General features: G+C 65.1%; 17 protein-coding genes and 1 pseudogene. 9 read left to right on the top strand and 9 right to left on the bottom strand.

Going from position 1 to position 16,047, the window contains the following annotated elements; genetic code table 11:
- Nucleotides 1–94 precede the first annotated feature (94 nt).
- The gene (locus tag ACZ60G_RS00215; protein WP_465805936.1) at nt 95–721 is read left to right on the top strand and encodes a TetR/AcrR family transcriptional regulator; all 627 of its coding nucleotides are present in this window, start codon (nt 95–97) and stop codon (nt 719–721) included.
- A 1-nt stretch (nt 722) separates the two neighbouring features.
- Here ACZ60G_RS00215 and ACZ60G_RS00220 read toward each other — a convergent pair whose 3' ends face one another.
- Nucleotides 723–1,871, bottom strand: a complete 1,149-nt coding sequence (locus tag ACZ60G_RS00220) for an alpha-hydroxy-acid oxidizing protein (protein ID WP_465805937.1) — start codon at nt 1,869–1,871, stop codon at nt 723–725.
- A 258-nt stretch (nt 1,872–2,129) separates the two neighbouring features.
- Between ACZ60G_RS00220 and ACZ60G_RS00225 the strand changes: the two genes are divergently transcribed.
- Complete coding sequence (locus ACZ60G_RS00225; protein WP_063041321.1) at nt 2,130–2,330, top strand: hypothetical protein; 201 nt, start codon at nt 2,130–2,132, stop codon at nt 2,328–2,330.
- Here the strand turns inward: ACZ60G_RS00225 and ACZ60G_RS00230 are convergent.
- Both ACZ60G_RS00230 and ACZ60G_RS00235 read right to left on the bottom strand, forming a co-directional pair.
- Nucleotides 2,327–2,455, bottom strand: a complete 129-nt coding sequence (locus ACZ60G_RS00230; protein WP_465805939.1) for a hypothetical protein — start codon at nt 2,453–2,455, stop codon at nt 2,327–2,329. The genes ACZ60G_RS00225 and ACZ60G_RS00230 overlap by 4 nt on opposite strands.
- A gap of 1,108 nt (nt 2,456–3,563) precedes the next feature.
- Nucleotides 3,564–4,034, bottom strand: a complete 471-nt coding sequence (locus ACZ60G_RS00235; protein ID WP_465805941.1) for a hypothetical protein — start codon at nt 4,032–4,034, stop codon at nt 3,564–3,566.
- A 239-nt stretch (nt 4,035–4,273) separates the two neighbouring features.
- On the opposite strand from ACZ60G_RS00235, the gene ACZ60G_RS00240 reads away from it, so the two are divergent.
- The 3 genes and pseudogenes from ACZ60G_RS00240 (at nt 4,274) to ACZ60G_RS00250 (ending at nt 6,343) form a co-directional block, all read left to right on the top strand.
- Entirely contained in the window at nt 4,274–5,266 is a 993-nt protein-coding gene (locus tag ACZ60G_RS00240) for an NUDIX domain-containing protein (RefSeq protein ID WP_465805943.1), read from the top strand.
- A gap of 142 nt (nt 5,267–5,408) precedes the next feature.
- A pseudogene (locus ACZ60G_RS00245) lies at nt 5,409–5,596 on the top strand (aldehyde dehydrogenase family protein); the annotation flags it as partial.
- A gap of 39 nt (nt 5,597–5,635) precedes the next feature.
- On the top strand, nt 5,636–6,343 hold the full coding sequence (locus ACZ60G_RS00250) for an endonuclease/exonuclease/phosphatase family protein (RefSeq protein WP_465805945.1): 708 nt from the start codon (nt 5,636–5,638) through the stop codon (nt 6,341–6,343).
- Here ACZ60G_RS00250 and ACZ60G_RS00255 read toward each other — a convergent pair.
- The 3 genes from ACZ60G_RS00255 to ACZ60G_RS00265 form a co-directional block, all read right to left on the bottom strand.
- Nucleotides 6,305–6,721, bottom strand: a complete 417-nt coding sequence (locus tag ACZ60G_RS00255; protein ID WP_465805947.1) for a hypothetical protein — start codon at nt 6,719–6,721, stop codon at nt 6,305–6,307. The genes ACZ60G_RS00250 and ACZ60G_RS00255 overlap by 39 nt on opposite strands.
- Before the next feature lie 180 nt (nt 6,722–6,901).
- Nucleotides 6,902–7,564, bottom strand: coding sequence for a response regulator (locus ACZ60G_RS00260; RefSeq protein WP_465805949.1), 663 nt, complete (start codon nt 7,562–7,564; stop codon nt 6,902–6,904).
- Nucleotides 7,561–8,724 carry a sensor histidine kinase gene (locus tag ACZ60G_RS00265; protein WP_465806700.1) on the bottom strand — a complete coding sequence of 388 codons (1,164 nt, stop codon included), beginning with the start codon at nt 8,722–8,724 and terminating at the stop codon, nt 7,561–7,563. The genes ACZ60G_RS00260 and ACZ60G_RS00265 overlap by 4 nt, the downstream gene beginning before the upstream one ends.
- A gap of 215 nt (nt 8,725–8,939) precedes the next feature.
- On the opposite strand from ACZ60G_RS00265, the gene ACZ60G_RS00270 reads away from it, so the two are divergent.
- Entirely contained in the window at nt 8,940–9,839 is a 900-nt protein-coding gene (locus ACZ60G_RS00270) for a sterol desaturase family protein (protein ID WP_465805951.1), read from the top strand.
- 46 nt (nt 9,840–9,885) lie between these two features.
- On the opposite strand, the gene ACZ60G_RS00275 is transcribed toward ACZ60G_RS00270, so the two are convergent.
- On the bottom strand, nt 9,886–10,692 hold the full coding sequence (locus ACZ60G_RS00275) for a nuclear transport factor 2 family protein (RefSeq protein WP_465805953.1): 807 nt from the start codon (nt 10,690–10,692) through the stop codon (nt 9,886–9,888).
- A 103-nt stretch (nt 10,693–10,795) separates the two neighbouring features.
- Here ACZ60G_RS00275 and ACZ60G_RS00280 point away from each other — a divergent pair, with 103 nt between their 5' ends.
- Together ACZ60G_RS00280 and ACZ60G_RS00285 are read left to right on the top strand one after the other, a co-directional pair.
- Entirely contained in the window at nt 10,796–11,587 is a 792-nt protein-coding gene (locus ACZ60G_RS00280) for a phosphatidylethanolamine N-methyltransferase family domain-containing protein (RefSeq protein WP_465805955.1), read from the top strand.
- Nucleotides 11,588–11,606: 19 nt separating this feature from the next.
- Nucleotides 11,607–12,431, top strand: coding sequence for an amidohydrolase family protein (locus tag ACZ60G_RS00285; protein ID WP_465805957.1), 825 nt, complete (start codon nt 11,607–11,609; stop codon nt 12,429–12,431).
- Between the two features lie 64 nt (nt 12,432–12,495).
- Here the strand turns inward: ACZ60G_RS00285 and ACZ60G_RS00290 are convergent, their stop codons facing one another.
- Nucleotides 12,496–12,957 (bottom strand): DUF2231 domain-containing protein, encoded by a 462-nt coding sequence (locus ACZ60G_RS00290; protein WP_465805958.1) that lies wholly within the window; start codon nt 12,955–12,957, stop codon nt 12,496–12,498.
- Between the two features lie 189 nt (nt 12,958–13,146).
- Nucleotides 13,147–14,388: a PucR family transcriptional regulator gene (locus ACZ60G_RS00295; RefSeq protein ID WP_465805960.1), complete on the bottom strand. Its 1,242-nt coding sequence runs from the start codon at nt 14,386–14,388 to the stop codon at nt 13,147–13,149.
- Nucleotides 14,389–14,713: 325 nt separating this feature from the next.
- On the opposite strand from ACZ60G_RS00295, the gene ACZ60G_RS00300 reads away from it, so the two are divergent.
- The gene (locus ACZ60G_RS00300; RefSeq protein WP_465805962.1) at nt 14,714–16,036 is read left to right on the top strand and encodes a lipase family protein; all 1,323 of its coding nucleotides are present in this window, start codon (nt 14,714–14,716) and stop codon (nt 16,034–16,036) included.
- Nucleotides 16,037–16,047 lie beyond the last annotated feature (11 nt).

Here is a 16,047-nt window from a genome sequence, read left to right on the forward strand (position 1 = left end):
CATCTCCAGCGATCGGGGTCCGGACTCGCCGCCCCACGGTAGTGGCACTCCGCGTGCGGCGCACACCGCTCGGCAAGACCGGTACTGTCCTCGGATGACTGCTGGCGGCTCATCGCGGATGTACGACGGACGGCCCGTCGCCGACCGCCGTGCGCAGCGGCGAGAGCAGTTTCTGGCCGCCGGGGTGACGGTATTCGGGGAGAGCGGCTACCAGAACAGTTCGATTACCGCGCTGTGCCGGGCGGCTGGACTGGCACGCAGCCAGTTCTATGAGCTTTTCGAGAACCGCGAGGATCTGTTGATCGCGGTGTACGACCGGATCCAGAGCGAGGCCAGGCAGGCCGTCACCGCCGCGACGGCGGCGGTGACGGGTGATGCGGTCGGTCTGGCGCAGGCGGCGGTGCGGGCCTATGCGGAGTCGATCGGGCGTGACCCCCGCGTGGCCAGGATCGCGCATGTGGAGGTCGTCGGGGTCGGTGAGCGGGTCGAGCAGCGCAGGCTGGAGCAGCGGGCGCTGTGGACGGCCTTCTTCGAGGACCAGATGCGGCGGGCGCTCGGACCCGAATTCGTGCCACCCGGTGGGTTCCACACCGCCGTGACCGGATACCTCGGCGCACTGCTCGCGCTGGTACATCAGTGGAGCACCGGTGACGAGCAGACCGACCTCGCCGGGATCACCGAGGTACTGACCCGATTCTTGATCAGCCTGATGACACCGTGATTCAGCGCCTCGGCCGGATGTTCTCGCGCACCGCCGCGATATCCGGATAGCCGTTGACCGCCATGAGCAGATCGGCCTCCGCCAGAATCATCCGCAGCACGTGTACCAGACCCGAAACCCCGCCCAGCGCAAGTCCGTACACGTACGGGCGGCCGATGCCGACCATCGTCGCACCCAGGCCGAGCGCCTTGATCACGTCGCTGCCCGAGCGCACACCGGAATCGAACAGCACCGGCACGCGGTCGGCGACGGCTTCGACCACCCCGGGCAGCGTCTCCAGCGAGCTGAGACCGCCATTGGCTTGGCGCCCACCGTGATTCGAGCAGAAGATGCTGTCGACGCCCGCATCGATCGCGCGGCGCGCGTCATCGGGATGGGAGATGCCCTTGACGATGATCGGCAGTTCGGTCAGCGATCGAAGCCACCCGAGATCGTCCCAGGTGAGCGAATTTCCGAAGGTCTGCACCCAGTGCAGCACGATGGACTGCGGATCGTCCGAGCCGACCATCTTCTGGAAGACGGGATCGGAGGTGTAGTTCTTCAGCACGTGCCCGCGCAGCTGCGGGAAGTTCCCGATCGACAGATCACGCGGCCGCCAGCCCGGAACCCAGCTGTCCAAGGTGACCGTGATGCCGCGATATCCGGCCGCCTCGGCCCGGCTCACCAGACTCGCGGCCAAGTCGCGATTCTTCGGCGTGTACAGCTGGAAGAAGCTCGGCGTCGTATCGGCGTGGCCGATGACCTCCTCCAGCGGATCCTCCATGAGCGTCGAGAAGACCGCGGGCACACCGGATTTCGCCGCCGCCTCGGCGACCGCGATATCACCGTGCTTATCGCCGACCAAGCCGATCACGCCGACCGGGGACATGAAGATCGGGCTGGAAAAGGTGAGTCCCCAGGCGTCCACCGACAGGTCGCGCTCCGTCGCACCGACAAGCATCCGCGGCACCACGCCCCAGTCCTCGAATGCCTCGACATTGCGCCGCTGGGTCAGCTCGTCACCGGCTCCGCCCGCGATATAGGAGTACAGCGTTGCGGGCAGTGCGGCCGAGGCCTTCGCCTCGAGCGTCGCGAAGTCCATCGGGAACTCTGGGGCATGTCCGCCGAGGGCCGCGAAGTAGATCTCGTTCTGATAGTCCGCGAACGCCACTGTTCTGCCCTTCGGTAGGGGTCGATCGGAGGGGTAGCCTCCGCTTGCCGGAATATTAGACGCTAATGTCCATGATCAACCGCGAAACATTCGACCACGGCACAGCGAATGGGTCTGTGCGATGTGTGTCACAGTGCCGGGGTGTTCCAACCGCATGACCTGCGCATCGAGGTCCGATGGCCGTACCTGCCGTAGCGCGAGTAACCGCTGGAGCGACGGGTAATCCGGACGCAGCTGACAGATTGTGAGAACCGCGCCGTGAATCTCGACTACCTCGATAGACCTGGTGACCACGACCTTCTGGTGGCCGGTCAGATCAAGAGCTTGCCACTCCGCCGCCTGGTACAGCTGGCACTCGGACTATCCACCGAGTCCATGGACCTACTCACGGCGCTGACCGACCGATTACGGACCGCGGAGGGCGCGCTGGCCGACCCGGCGACCAGCGGCGAGTTCTAGACCGGTACCGCCTCGATATTCGAATGCCCGGCCGTGGCGACCACCCGGCGCAACTGATAGCCGCCGCGGGCAAGCAGGTCGCCGTACTCGGCCGCAGTGCGTTCCCGGCCGCCGATGGACAGCATGACCTCGACGTCGAGCCACAGGCTGAAGTGCGCGCGGTCGCTGCGGCGGGACGACGCATTCGATCAGCAGCAGCCTGCCGTTCGGGACGATCGCGGCCCGTACCGAATGCAGGATGCACAGGGCGGGCTCGTCGGCCCAGTCCAGAGAGTCGAATCCGGTTGTCCCGTACGCCAATTCATGACCCGATCGACCGGTCTCGACGGCATGGACGAGTTGGCCGTGGGATGCCCAGACCGCGGGGTGGCCGAGCATCATCAGCACCGGACGCACGGTTGTCGGTGAATCGGCGCGCAGGGCGTCGGCCATGGGGGTGAACGCGAAGCGGCGATAGGACCGTTCGGTGAACACACCCCGGCTGGCCAGCGCCCGCATTGCCCGATGCCACCTGTGCCCGACCCACATCGAGCATAGAGTTGGGCTCCAGGTAGACCCGGCTGCCGCCACCTAGGGCGACGATGCTTCATCGCCGCGTATCAAGGTCAGCCAGCCGATGGGCGTAGCTCGAATCTGACTTGACGACAGGCATTTTGATGCTTCAGCTGGCGTTGGACCACCCGCTCGACGAAGGGTGGTTTCGACGCGGGCCAGGCGGGTTCGACGCAGAGTCGACGCATCGTGTCCACGTGTTTCCAACCATTGCTCGAGCCTGTCGAGGCTACCGCTGCATATGACAATGTCCTGCTTGTTCACCAGATTCCAGCCATAGGGTGGATTGGGTTCACGTCGCACACGCCAGCCTGGACCGGCAGCGGCCTCGAGTGCAGCCACCCACGTCCGGATCGCGTCGAGAGCAGGAGATCCTGGTGAGCGTGCATGTGGTTGCGGTGTGGATTCGGCGATCACCGCGATGTCCCGATGGGCGTGAATGTGATTGTGGTGTGGCGAGTTCGGCCCAGAAGTCCCGGCGGATCGCATCCCACAATGTCGTGAGATTCGGCCATCGTTCCCGTGCCTGTACCAGATCGGGATAGTTACCCGGACCGAGCGACGCCAGCGGCAAGTGACCAGTGGCATCGTCCACGGACACGATCAGGATTCGATGGCGATCGGGTCGCCAGGTTGCCCGCATGCCATCGATCTCGGTCAGGCGGAGGCGCTCCACGCCGATCACCGTGGTGGGCCGGACTCGGAGCTGTTCGGAGACAGCCGAGCGGCAAGCGCGTGCCAGTCGGTGGCGGGATCGGTCAGGCCGCCGAGAACATCCAGCAGGGTTCGCAGGTCCGGGCCGACCCGCATCGGCGAATCGTGTTCGGCCGGTGGGAATGGCAAGCCGCGGGCGGCGGCGCGTTCGCGGGGACTCACCGCTGCGGGTACGAACTTGCCTGCATAGGCCAGGCAACGCAGTGCGGTTGCCTTACGCGGGCAACCTACTGCGCGACAATCCTTGTGTTGCTGCATGATTCGCTGCGATTCGGCGATAGTGAGCGAATGAACGGGACGTGCGTGCGCAGGGTCGCCGCCGGGCGGTGCGGCGGCCCATGTGGTGGGCGGGTTCACCGCTTCCAGTTCATAGACAGCGCCAGTGTGCCCGGAAGTGTCAACGACGGCAGCCAGGCTGTATCCCGCCAGGTCCGTCATGTCACTCGAATTCTCGTACAGCCCTGAACGCCTATGCATTTCATCCCCTTCACAGTGGTTGGCAGGCCCGCCCGAAGCTGGGGCGTTTCACCAGCTCCAGGCGGCCGGTTTCGACGCTATGACCACGACACGGACGCCTGAACTGCGCAGGGGACGTTTAAGCGCTGAACGAATCCGAGACCACGCTGTGGCCACAGACACGGCCGGACCTGAGTGCCGGTGCACCCGCGACGGCCGAAGTGCTCAGCGCGTACGCCCACCGAGCCGATATCCCAAACGACTTGTGGATATCACTGCTGCTCGGGGCAACCGAACAAATCGACATAATCGGCTACGCCTATCCGTTCGTCCTCGAACTGCTACCGAACGCAGCAGACATCATCACCGACAAATGCCGACGCGGCGCTCGGGTCCGGCTGGGGTTCGCAGACCCCGATTGCGATCACGTCGCCGAGCGAGACAATCTGGAACAGATGCGCGGAACGCTGCCTGGTCGAATCCGTAATTCACTGAGTATGCTCGGCCAACTGACAAACACCGCGGGTTGCCGGATCGGATTGCATACTACGCATCTTTACAACTCTGTATTCCGATTCGATGATCGGATGATTGTCACCCCCTATCTGGTGCGGGCCCGAGGGTATCAACACCCGGCCCTGTACCTGAGGCAACTTTCTCCGCACGGAATATTCTCGTCATTCGCCGATCAAGTCGAACAGATCTGGGAAACTGTGGCCCCTACTCTCCAGGAGCTCCATATGAGCAGACGGCGTGATTACTACCGAGACCCGAACGCGCCCAAGGCTAACAGTCTGGTTCCGGGAGGATCGGCGCTGGTTGTCGACGACCAAGGCGCGATTCTCATGCAGCGCCGTAGCGACTCCGGTAACTGGTCGCTGCCCGGCGGCGTTATGGAGATCGGCGAGACTCTGGAACAGTGCGTGGTCCGGGAGACCAAAGAAGAGTCGGGATTGGATATCGAGATCACGGGATTGCTCGGTATCTATACCGACCCCGAGCACATCATCGCGTATGCCGATGGCGAGGTCCGGCAAGAGTTCAATATTACGTACTACGGTCGTGTTGTCGGAGGCCGAATAACGATCAGCGACGAATCCACAGAAGTTCGATTCCTGGGCCTGGACGAACTCGCGGGTGTGCCGGTGCACGATACCGTTCGGCTCCGGCTGCAGCACCACGCCGAGCAACGCGGCCAGCCCTATCTTGGTTAGGCCACAGCCACTTTCAGGGACCATCCCGCAACAAGACCAGTTCACACCGACACGACCGATTTCAGCTGTCTCAGCAGCTTTTCGGCCACCTCGAGGTCGTTGATGCCGTAGACACCGGCGTTGCTGCACGGGCCGTCGTCGAGACGCGAAATCCAAAGGCGCGATGGTCGTTACGGCGGCAAGGCACGGCCGGATCTCGGTCCCATCTTCTTCGAGCCTGCGGTGCTGACCGGTATAACCGCTGAAATGGATTGCGCCCGTGGAGAAGCCTTCGGACCACTGGTCGCTCTCTATCCGGTCACCGATGTGGACGAGGCCGTCCGGCTCGCCAAGACGGTCGCCACCAGATGAGGATTAGCATCGTGAACTGTGATCACAGTGGCCAGCTGGAATGTCCTGCACCGCGTGCACGATGAGAATTGGGGCTCCGATATTGCGACCCACTGGCCCGATGAGGCGGCGCGCATTGCCGCGGTGACCGCCTGGATCGCCGAACGACCCGAACAGGTCATCGCGCTACAGGAGGTCAGCGGCGACCAACTGGCGAGTCTGCGATCGGCCCTGTCCGACAAGGACATTCATGCCTTGCGTTATCCGCGCGTCCCGCGACCACGCAACGGAACCACCCCGCTGCAAGATCCCACCGAACATCTCGTCCTGGTCCTCGACGAAGCGGGCCGAGAAATCGCGGCCGAATCCTTCGAAAACGATCCCGGCAATGGCGCACTGGCGGTCGAAACGGCGGGCGTGGTCATCGTGACAACCCACGTGACCGGTGATCTGCGCCGCGCCCGCCAGCTGGCCCGATTGGCCGAACTCGCCGCACCGGACCGCGCTACAGTGCTACTCGGCGACTTCAATATCGACCGCACTGCCGTGGCAGCCGCACTGGGCCCCGACTTCACCGTCGCCGACCTGCCACCTGCCTCCGCGCCGACCCGTCCGCGCACCTCAGGCACCAAATCGCAGTTCATCGACCATGTGATCGTGCGCGGCACAGGTGTCCAGGACGCGTCGGTAGTGTCGGTCGACGGCCTCTCAGACCACAATTTCGTCCGCGCCACCATCACCGGATAGCGAGCTATCGCCCCCGGCGCGCCACAGCCAGCGCCAGCGGGGCAACTCCGCGATTACCGCCAGCACCGCCAGCACACCGACGAGGACGGCGAGCCACACCGGCCAGGCCACCCAGGCGGCAGTGACCGCCGCAACCAGTTGCAGCACCACCAGCGCTATGGTGCCCCACCCCGGTACGGCGACGAGCACCTGCTTCTTGTCACCCGGTGTGGCGAACACGGTGGGCAGCCCGATCAGTACAACCACCGAAAGCACGGCCAGCACAACCGAATGCCCGGCCAGCGCCCATGGCGTCGCGACCCAGGCAATAAGCTCGGTCGCGAAACGCAGTACCGAGGCAATCCGGCCCTGACCCGTGAGATTCGGCGATTCAGACACGGGTGCCAGCCTGCCATGCGATGAGTTCCAATGCTCGGCGAAGCCCCGGGCCGAAGGGGATGGTCCGGGGCTTCACTGGAGATTATCGCGCGAACCGGTCGCCAGGTTAACCACGCGCAACGGTGTGTCCGGGTAATCGGGCCAGCAGGCTTGGTGCGAGTGCACTAGTGGTCGGCCCTGCTAGTGGCCGTGTGGAGGGACGAGGCCGTGCTTGTGGGCGTAGACGACGGCGTGAATGCGGTCGCGCACACCTAGTTTCGCGAGTACCCGGGATACGTGGGTTTTGACCGTCTCTTCGCCGACGCCGAGTGCCCCGGCGATCTCGGCATTGCTGCACGCATCGGCCAAGAGCAGCAACACTTCTCGCTCGCGCGCGGTGAGTTGTTCGACCTCGGGCGGGGTGTCGGGCGGGGCGAGCGTGCCCGCGAACCGCGATATCAACCGTCGGGTCATCGACGGATCGATCAGGGCGTCACCACGGGCCGCGATCCGGATGGCGGCCACCAATTCCTCCGGCGGCAGGCTTTTCAAGAGGAAACCGCTGGCTCCCGCCTGCAGCGCCCGGTAGAGGTTGGCATCGCTGTCGTAGGTGGTGAGTACGAGGACGCGGGTGCCGCCCGCCGCGATAATCGCCGCGGTGGCCGCGAGTCCGTCCAGCTTCGGCATGCGCACATCCAGAATCGCGACGTCCGGGTGCAGCCGCGCGGTTTCGGTGATGGCGCTGCGGCCGTCGCCGACCTCGGCGACGCATTCGAGATCGGTCTGACTGTCGACGACCGCGCGCAGTCCGGAACGGAACATGCTGTGGTCGTCGGCTATCAATACGCGGACCGGTGCGTTCACGAACCTCCGATCGGCAGGGAAACCCTGGTGTACCAATGGTTTTGCACCTCATCCGGACCGAATCGCAGTTCGCCGCCGAATAATTCGGCACGTTGGCGAATACCGCTGAGGCCACGGTGCTCCGCGGTACCGCCCACTGCGGAGGTGTCGGCGAGCGGATTGATCGACTCCAGCACCACCCGGTTCGGCTGATAATCCACGATCAGCTGCGCGTGCGCGCCGTCGCCGTGGCGCAACGCATTGGTCAGCATCTCCTGCACGATGCGATACAGCGTCAGGTTCAGCGAATCCGGCAGCTCGACGGCCGCACCGCGCACGGTGAATTCCACGGCCAGACCGGCCGCGTGTACCCGCTCCAGCAGATCCTCGATATCGGCGAGTCCGGGTTGCCGCTGGCCGTCCTCCTCGCGCCCGTGTAGCAGATCGAGCTGGCGGCGCAGGTCGACCATGGCCGCGCGGCTACTCGATTCCACCGCCGTCAGCGAGCGAGTGGCGGCGGCATTCCCGGTGTCGGCCATGGCGATTCGGGCCGCACCGGCGTGGATGCCGATGGCGCTGACGTGATGGGAGATCACATCGTGCAGATCCCTGGCAATGGCCGCGCGTTCCTCGGCGACGGCACGGGCGAGTGCGGTCCGCTGCTCCTGCTCGCGCAATTTGGCCTGCTGCTCGAGATCGGCGATATACGCGCCGCGCGCTGCCGTATACCGGCCGACCAGCCACGGCACCACGCCGGCCGATACCGTAGACGCCAGCAGCAGCCGCCAATCGTGCGAGGTATTGCTGCTGATCAGCAGATGCGCGCTCGCGAAGCCCGCGGACATCGCGGTGACGGTCAGCACCGACTTCGGACCGACCATCCAGGCGCCCGCCCGATATCCAGCCACCAGGAATCCGACATCGGCGAAGCGTGCGGCGAAGCCGTGCCGGTTCAGCACCAGGGCCTCGGCCAGTCGCAGCGCCACCTGGATCAAGGCCACGGCACCGGCGGTGCGCGGCGGCGCGGCCAGTGCGAGATCGGCCGCGACGATGGCGATCAGCACCGCGGTGGCCTGCCATGGGGCCACCGCGAAGATCCCGTTCACCGTCAACATCGCGGCATCGACCGCAGCCGCCGCCCCAGCGACCACCAGCGATTGGCGGGCCAGCGATCTGCTCACATCCAACAGTTCGCACCACCTTCGCACAGTCCGGGTCGAGCCGTCCGCGGGCGATCCTACCCAGCGTTCGCCCGTATTCCTCGGACCGAACTCTGCCCGGGCGCCAGCCGCGGCGCATCCCCCGCCCGGGGGATCGCGAATCCCTCGACAGCGCGATGTTTGCCCAGGCCAGCGCCCGTAACGTGGCAGTGAAGCAGCAGAGCGGAGGAGCCATCGTGATCGGTGCGCAGCTATTCATCTACGCCATACCGGCGTTCGCCGTATTCATGTTCGTGGAGTGGATCGACTATCGCCGCGATCCGGATCGTCCGGCCAACGGTCATTCCGGACGGGATATGGCCTCCAACGTCGCAACCTATCTGCTCGGCCGATTCCTGAAGCCGGTGCTGCAGTATCTGATTCCGTTCTCGGCGGTGGTGGTCGCGGCCGCGATCACTCCGCTGCACCTGTCGCCGACCACATGGTGGGTGTGGGTGCTCGGCCTGGTGGTCACCGACTTCTGCTACTACTGGGCCCACCGCGCCGACCATCGGGTGCGGCTGCTGTGGACCGCGCACAGCGTCCACCACTCCAGTCAGTACTTCAATCTGTCCACCGCCATCCGCCTGCCGTGGGTGCATCCGGCGGCCACCATCGTGCGCGGATTCGCCTGGGTGCCAGCGGCTTTGATCGGCCTGCCCGCGTGGATGATCTTCCTGCTGCAGACCATCGGGCTGCTCTATCAGTTCCCGATCCACACCCAGCGCATCCGGACGCTGCCGCGCCCGATCGAGTTCCTCTTCAACACCCCGGCTCACCACCGCATCCACCACGGTTCGAATCAGCCGTATATCGATAAGAACTACGGCGGCGTCTTCATCATCTGGGACCGGCTCTTCGGCAGCTTCGCCGCGGAGAGCGAACCCATCCGCTACGGCCTCACCAAGAACATCGGCACCGATAACCCGCTGAAGGTCAACTATCACGAGCTCGGTGCGCTGATCAGCGATGTGCGCCATGCGAATACGTGGCGTGGGCGGCTCGGTTACATCTTCGGGCCGCCCGGTTGGTCCGAAGCGGCGCACGCCGACGAGGTCATACCCGAACCAGCGCGCGAGGGATCGATCGCCGCTTAGCTTCGTCACGATGGCCGCGGCGGCTTACCGTCGCCGCGGACCACCTCTAGATCGAGTGAATGAATATGCGGATAGCGGTGATTCGACGACTGTCAGGGGCGAAGTCGACGAACGCGACACCTTGGGCCGAGTCGAGCCGGACACTGGCGCTCACCGTGCGTCCGGCGGCGATCATCTTGTCCCACTGCATATTCCGAGCCCGATTAGTGAACTCCTCCAACGAAATCCTGGTTCCGGCCGGAAGTTCGATAATCGTGCGCTCGCTGAGCAGGCGACGTACCCGCGAGATATCAGTGGCCGCCGCGGCCGAGAATACCTGGGCCGCAGCGCGTTTGCCCGATCGGCCGATACCGCGCAGCGCCTGCATCATGCCGAGCATGCCGTCGAAGCCCTGATTCGCGATCAGCTGCGGACCCAATTTCAGCGCCGCGCCGAGCCCGGGCAGTCCGGTGCGCAGTAACTGCACGATCATCGCGGCCAACTCCCAATGAGCGGCCAGCCGGGTGATCTTCCAGACGCCGTCGTCCTCGACGAGGTCGTAGCGCAGGTGCATGGGCACCGCGACGGTGGCGCCGGTCGACATGGTGGTGCGGATCAGCAGGTCGCGGACCACGGTCGACAGGCCGACGAAGTCGTGGTCGACCCGGAATGCGATGGTGTTGGGTCCGATGAAGGTGTCGTAGAACCGTTCGATCGCCGCGCGGCCGATATGCGGACGGGAACCGACCGGATCATTGACGGTGGCATCGGCGGTGAACAGGTCGACCCAGGCCGCCTTGTCGTGTGCCGCCACCGCACGCGGTGACGCCTGGACGGCCGCGATCAGGTCTTTGGCTCTGGAATCCAGCGGCATGACAATTCCTCCTAGCTACTGCGTCACATGGTAGAACATGTTCTAATTTCGGCGCCGGGGGTTCGGTGAGAAGTGCTCGGCGCCCTGCTCGACAAGGACGCCTATGGACTGGTACACCGGCAACACCGGCTACGACACGTGGCTGACGATCGGCTTCACCTTCGCGGCATTCGTGCTGATCGGCGGCCTTTTCGCGCAGAGTCCCTACGGCCGTTTCGGTACCACCAAGATGGGCTTCAACCTCAATCCGAAGCTCGGCTGGTGGTTGATGGAGATTCCCGCGACGGTTGTCTTCGCGGTGTTCTATCTAACCGGCCCCGACCGCTTCGAGCCGACTGCGCTGGTGCTCGCGGCCATCTGGCTGCTGCACTACGGCAACCGCGGCTGGTTCTTCCCGCTGTCGATCCGACAGGTCCCGGGCAAGCGCAGCAGCTTCAATGTCTCGGTGATCGCGGCGGGCATGTTCGTCACAGCGCTGCACGGCTACCTCAACGGCGCCCTCTTCAGCCACGACTACCTGCACCAGTACGGCACCGACTGGCTGATAGATGCGCGCTTCCTGACCGGTCTGGTCATCTACCTCGGCGGCTTCGCACTGCTGGTCAGCTCCGAATCGATCGTGCGCAATCTGCGCGATAAGGACAATCCGGGTGCGACCGAATACCGCATCCCGCACGGCGCGGGCTTCCGCTTCGTCAGCAGCCCCGCGTATCTCGCCGAACTGATCGCCTGGGCCGGGTTCGCCCTGCTCACCTGGTCCCTGGCGGGCGTGGTGATCTTCTTGATCACTGCGGGGAATCTGGTGCCGCGCGCATTCGCCACGCACAAGTGGTATCGCGAGAAGTTCGCCGACTATCCGGCCGATCGAAAGGCTTTGATTCCCTTCGTTATCTGAGGCGTCATACAGTGACGTGATGGCGATCATCGATGCGTGGGCCCAGCATCCGACGGTACGGCTGCTCCAGCACGAAATGCTGGACTCGCTGCGCCGCTGGACCGGCGACACCATCCCGGACCAGCCGCCGCCGGTCTCGACGACGCTTGCCGCCATGGACGCGGGCGGTGTCGATACCGCATTGATCAGCGCCTGGTACGGGCCGGAGGGTGTGCTGATCTCCAACGACGAGGTGGCCGGATTCGTCGCGGAATCCGGTGGGCGCTTGGTCGGCGTCGCATCGGTGGACCTGCGCAAACCGATGGTCGCGGTGCGCGAACTCCGTCGTGCGGTCACCGAACTCGGGATGAAGGCGCTGCGAATCGTGCCGTGGTTGTGGGGCCTGCCGCCGAACGACCGGCGCTATTACCCGCTCTACGCCGAATGCGTCGACCTCGGCATCCCGTTCTGTACGCAGGTCGGGCACACCGGCCCGCTGCGCACCTCCGAAACCGGCCGTCCGATTCCATATCTCGACGATGTCGCACTGGAGTTCCCCGAACTTGTTATCGTCGGCGGCCACATCGGCTATCCGTGGACCGCCGAAATGATCGCGATGGCGACGAAATACCCGAACGTCTACATCGACACCTCCGCCTACACGGTGCGCAGATATCCGCCGGAGCTGGTGACGTACCTGAAGTCCCACGGCCGCGGCAAGGTCCTCTTCGGCACCAACTACCCGATGATCCCGCCACAGCGCGCCCTCGCGGGCCTCGACGACCTCGGCCTGGACGACGAATGCCGCGACCTGTTCCTCTCCGGCAACGCCACCCGCATCTTCGGCCTCACCAAGCCCGACTAGCACCGTCATCCTTGAAAGCTACGCGAGTTGCACTGGACAACTTCATCTTTGGACGCGCGAGGCGCTACAGCGCTTGCGCACCCCACACCGCATGCGAGCCGGAGTCGCCCACGCGGTACACCTGGATGGTCGCCGCACCGCCTGCGGCAATCGCCAATACCGCGGCCAGCACGGTGACCACGCGCCCCACCGGACGCCCACGCTCGTCGCGCAGGTGGACGACGATGAGCAACGCCGTGACGAGCAGTAGCGGCACCACGAAGTAGATCATCGTGTTGCCGAGGTCGGCATGCTTATCGATGGCGGGGGATCCGCCGAGCTTGTGCTGGAACCACTGACCTGCTTCGGTCGTCACCGGCGTCAGCACTACAGTGATCGCGGCCAGGGCCGTGACCAGCCAGATCAGCCGCCGACGAGCCGCAGGCCACACCGCCGACACGATGAGCAGCACCGCTGTCAGCGGCACGAAGACCACGATGAGGTGCACCAGCAATACATGGGCGGGTAACCCGTTGATCGTCGACATGAGGCAACTCCCGGAATTCGTGACCGCGGCGGTTGCGGTCCAAGTATCTCCCTCACCTCACGGTTCAGCGCGGTACACGGTTCATCCCGGCACGGCTGTCGGCGGCGGCGCCACCGCGGCGATAACCCAGCGCGGATCCGAGCAGGCCTCGATGCGTGGCCGGGGCCTGATGTGCCCGCGCCAAAGCGATCAGTCCCCCTCGACAACCTCCGCCGCCTCACCCACCGGATAGAAGCGATGCACCGTGAGCGCCGCCGCCAGCAGCCGCGAGCCATTGGGCTCACTCGGATCGATACCGGTTAGTTCGGCGACGCGCTTGAGCCGGTAGCTGAAGGTATTGGGGTGCACATGCACTTCGGCGGCAGCCGCCTTGCGATCGGACCCGTGGCGCAGATGCGCCTCCAGTGCTTCGAACAGGTGCGAGCGCAACAGCAGCGGGCCAATGCGGTCGGCCAGTCGGTCCCGCGCCGGACCCGGCCGGGTCAGCTGATACTCGAGCAGCAGATCATCCAGGTCGTACAGCCCGCTCGGGCGGTTGAGCAACCGGGCCAGTTCGGCCAGATCGGTCGCCTCCTGCACCGCATGCGGCAGCAGATCCCGTTCGACCGCTCGACGTTCGGCCAGGAAGACATCGACGCCGAACTGTTCGGTGAGTTCGGCGGCCAGCCGCTCGTACTCCTTGGATTCGGATCCGCTCGGCAGCAGCGCGATTCCGGTCGTGCCGTCGAATGTGCTCAAGGCCTTGGTTCCGGCGATGCCGTCCAATGCCCGCTGCAGCACCCGGATTCGGCGACGGGTGAGCAGATCGGCGACCACGATCGGGTGATCGTCCGGGCGGATATGGATGGCGAGCACCGTATAGCGTTCCGCGAGAACGACATCCGCGCGCGCGGCCAGTTCCTCCGCAGGCTGGCCACGCAACAGCGCCGAGCACAGCGCCCGGCGCGCCTCGCGTTCGGCGTGGTAGATCGACTGCTCCACATCGGTATACGCCTCCACTACCGCGACATTGATATCCCGCAGCAGATCGAGCAGCCGAGCGCCGAAGGCGATCAGATCGTTCATATCCTCCGGCGTGGCCACCGCCGCCGCCTCCTGCAGGATCACCTGACCGGAGCCGTGCACGGCATGCATCAACAGCCCCAACGGAATCCGGTCCTCGGCATGTCGCTCGGCCACCGGGCCGACGAATTCGATCACCTCGGCCCCGGTGAACACCCGCTGCTCCTGGGTCGCGCGCAGGAATGCCTGGCCGCATCCGGCGATCGCGGGTAGCACCTCGCCGGTGAAATGCCCGTCCGGCAGATCCGCGGCCGGTGGCGTGGAGCCCAGGCCCGCCGCGAGCATGCGTTCGGCGATTTCGGGTAACCGACGGACCAGTCGGGCGACTATCGGCGCGTCTCCGGACAACGGGGGAAGAACAACGGACATGACTTGCACGTTACCCAACGAGGCCATTTATCGATAAATCTCGTAACCGCTCGGTATTTGTCTCCGAACACAAGATTTTCGCGGATTCTTCTTGTCGGCATGCAGTGACAGCAGATCTCGCATGACGCTGCTCACCTGCGCGTTCTCATGTCGTACCGGGTGACGGCGGTCACCGCAACACCGCGGGTCGGAGAAAAACACCCGACTCAATTGTGCTTCGGGACAATTATTTTCCCACCTCCGCATTGCTACGTTGAGTATCGGTATTCCGGCGTCATTTCAAATAAAACACCGTGCCGGTGCACCCTCGAAAGGATGTACAGGAATGAGCGTGCAGGCCGACGCCGGATGGGAATCGGCGCACCCGATTGCCGAAATGTTTCGTTCGGGTCGGCCGCTACAGCCGGAGCTGGATCGGTTCTATCGGCCGCCCGCGGGATTCGCACGCTTCGCCCCCGGCACCATCCTGCGGACACGCAAGGTCGAGCTGGCGCTGTTCGGCCGTGTGCCACTGCGGTTTTCGGCCTGGCAGCTGCTGTACCGCACCAGCAACTTCCACGGCACCGCGGAGGCGGCGGTGACCACGGTGCTGCTGCCGTGGGGCGCTGACCCGCGCGAGCCGCGACCGCTGGTCTCGTTCCAGTGCGCCATCGACGGCGTCAGCTCGAAATGTCTGCCTTCGTACGCACTACGGCGCGGCGCGCGGGCACTCGGCTCGATTCCGCAGATCGAACTACCCGTCATCACCTACGCGCTGGCCCGCGGCTGGGCGATCTCGGTGCCCGATCACGGCGGGCTGGCCGGACACTTCGGCGTGCCGCGCGAACCCGGCTACCGATCCCTGGACGCCATCCGGGCGAGCCTGCGCTTCGCACCGCTCGGCCTGAGCGAGGCGACTCCCGTTGCGCTGTGGGGTTATTCGGGCGGCGGCCTCGCCACGGCGTGGGCCGCGGAACTGGCCGCCGGTTACGCACCGGAACTCGATATCGTCGGCGCGGTCGCCGGCTCGCCGGTCGGCGATCCAGGTTCGGCCTTCGCGCGGTTGAACGGCACCTTCTTCGCCGGTTTCGCGACGGTGTGCGTGGCCGGACTGCGCCGCGCCTACGCGGATCTGGATCGCATCCTGCGCGCCCATGTGAAGACCGAATTCCTCGATCTGCTCACCGATGCCGAATCGCGGACCACACTGCATCTGCTGTTCCGCTTGATGGGCAAAAACGTCGACGATTACAGCCACCGCACCTTCGCCGACCTGCTCGCCGAACCCGGCCTGCAACAGATCATGGCCGATATCCGTCCCGGTGTGCAGGCGCCTGCCATGCCGATGCTGGTCATCCAGGGCGTGAACGATGAGCTGATCGCCGTCGGCGACATCGACCAGCACGTTGCCCGCTACACGGTCCGCGGCGCGCATGTGCACTATCTGCGCGACCGCCTCAGCCTGCATATGCCGCTGCTGTTCATCGGCGCGCCGGTCACCATGAACTGGCTGGCGGACCGATTCGACCATCGCCCGCTGCCCTCGGCGGGTACGAAAACGGTATGGTCGGTAGCCTTCACGAAGCGAGAGGCACTGGGCCACTTACGTTTCGCCGTACTCCTCGTGCGCATGCTCGCAGGCAGACCGATCCGGCAGTTACATCGGTAGGCGCCGGGCAT

Source organism: Nocardia sp. NPDC102475 (assembly GCF_055584605.1).

Bases quoted from the DNA above. Each gene is read 5' to 3' on its own strand.
- ACZ60G_RS00290 (WP_465805958.1), bottom strand. From the start codon at position 12,957: ATGTCGACGATCAACGGGTTACCCGCCCATGTATTGCTGGTGCACCTC.
- ACZ60G_RS00235 (WP_465805941.1), bottom strand. From the start codon at position 4,034: ATGACGGACCTGGCGGGATACAGCCTGGCTGCCGTCGTTGACACTTCC.
- ACZ60G_RS00275 (WP_465805953.1), bottom strand. From the start codon at position 10,692: ATGCCGCTGGATTCCAGAGCCAAAGACCTGATCGCGGCCGTCCAGGCG.
- ACZ60G_RS00280 (WP_465805955.1), top strand. From the start codon at position 10,796: ATGGACTGGTACACCGGCAACACCGGCTACGACACGTGGCTGACGATC.
- ACZ60G_RS00300 (WP_465805962.1), top strand. From the start codon at position 14,714: ATGAGCGTGCAGGCCGACGCCGGATGGGAATCGGCGCACCCGATTGCC.
- ACZ60G_RS00285 (WP_465805957.1), top strand. From the start codon at position 11,607: ATGGCGATCATCGATGCGTGGGCCCAGCATCCGACGGTACGGCTGCTC.
- ACZ60G_RS00215 (WP_465805936.1), top strand. From the start codon at position 95: ATGACTGCTGGCGGCTCATCGCGGATGTACGACGGACGGCCCGTCGCC.
- ACZ60G_RS00295 (WP_465805960.1), bottom strand. From the start codon at position 14,388: ATGTCCGTTGTTCTTCCCCCGTTGTCCGGAGACGCGCCGATAGTCGCC.
- ACZ60G_RS00230 (WP_465805939.1), bottom strand. From the start codon at position 2,455: ATGCTGTCCATCGGCGGCCGGGAACGCACTGCGGCCGAGTACGGCGAC.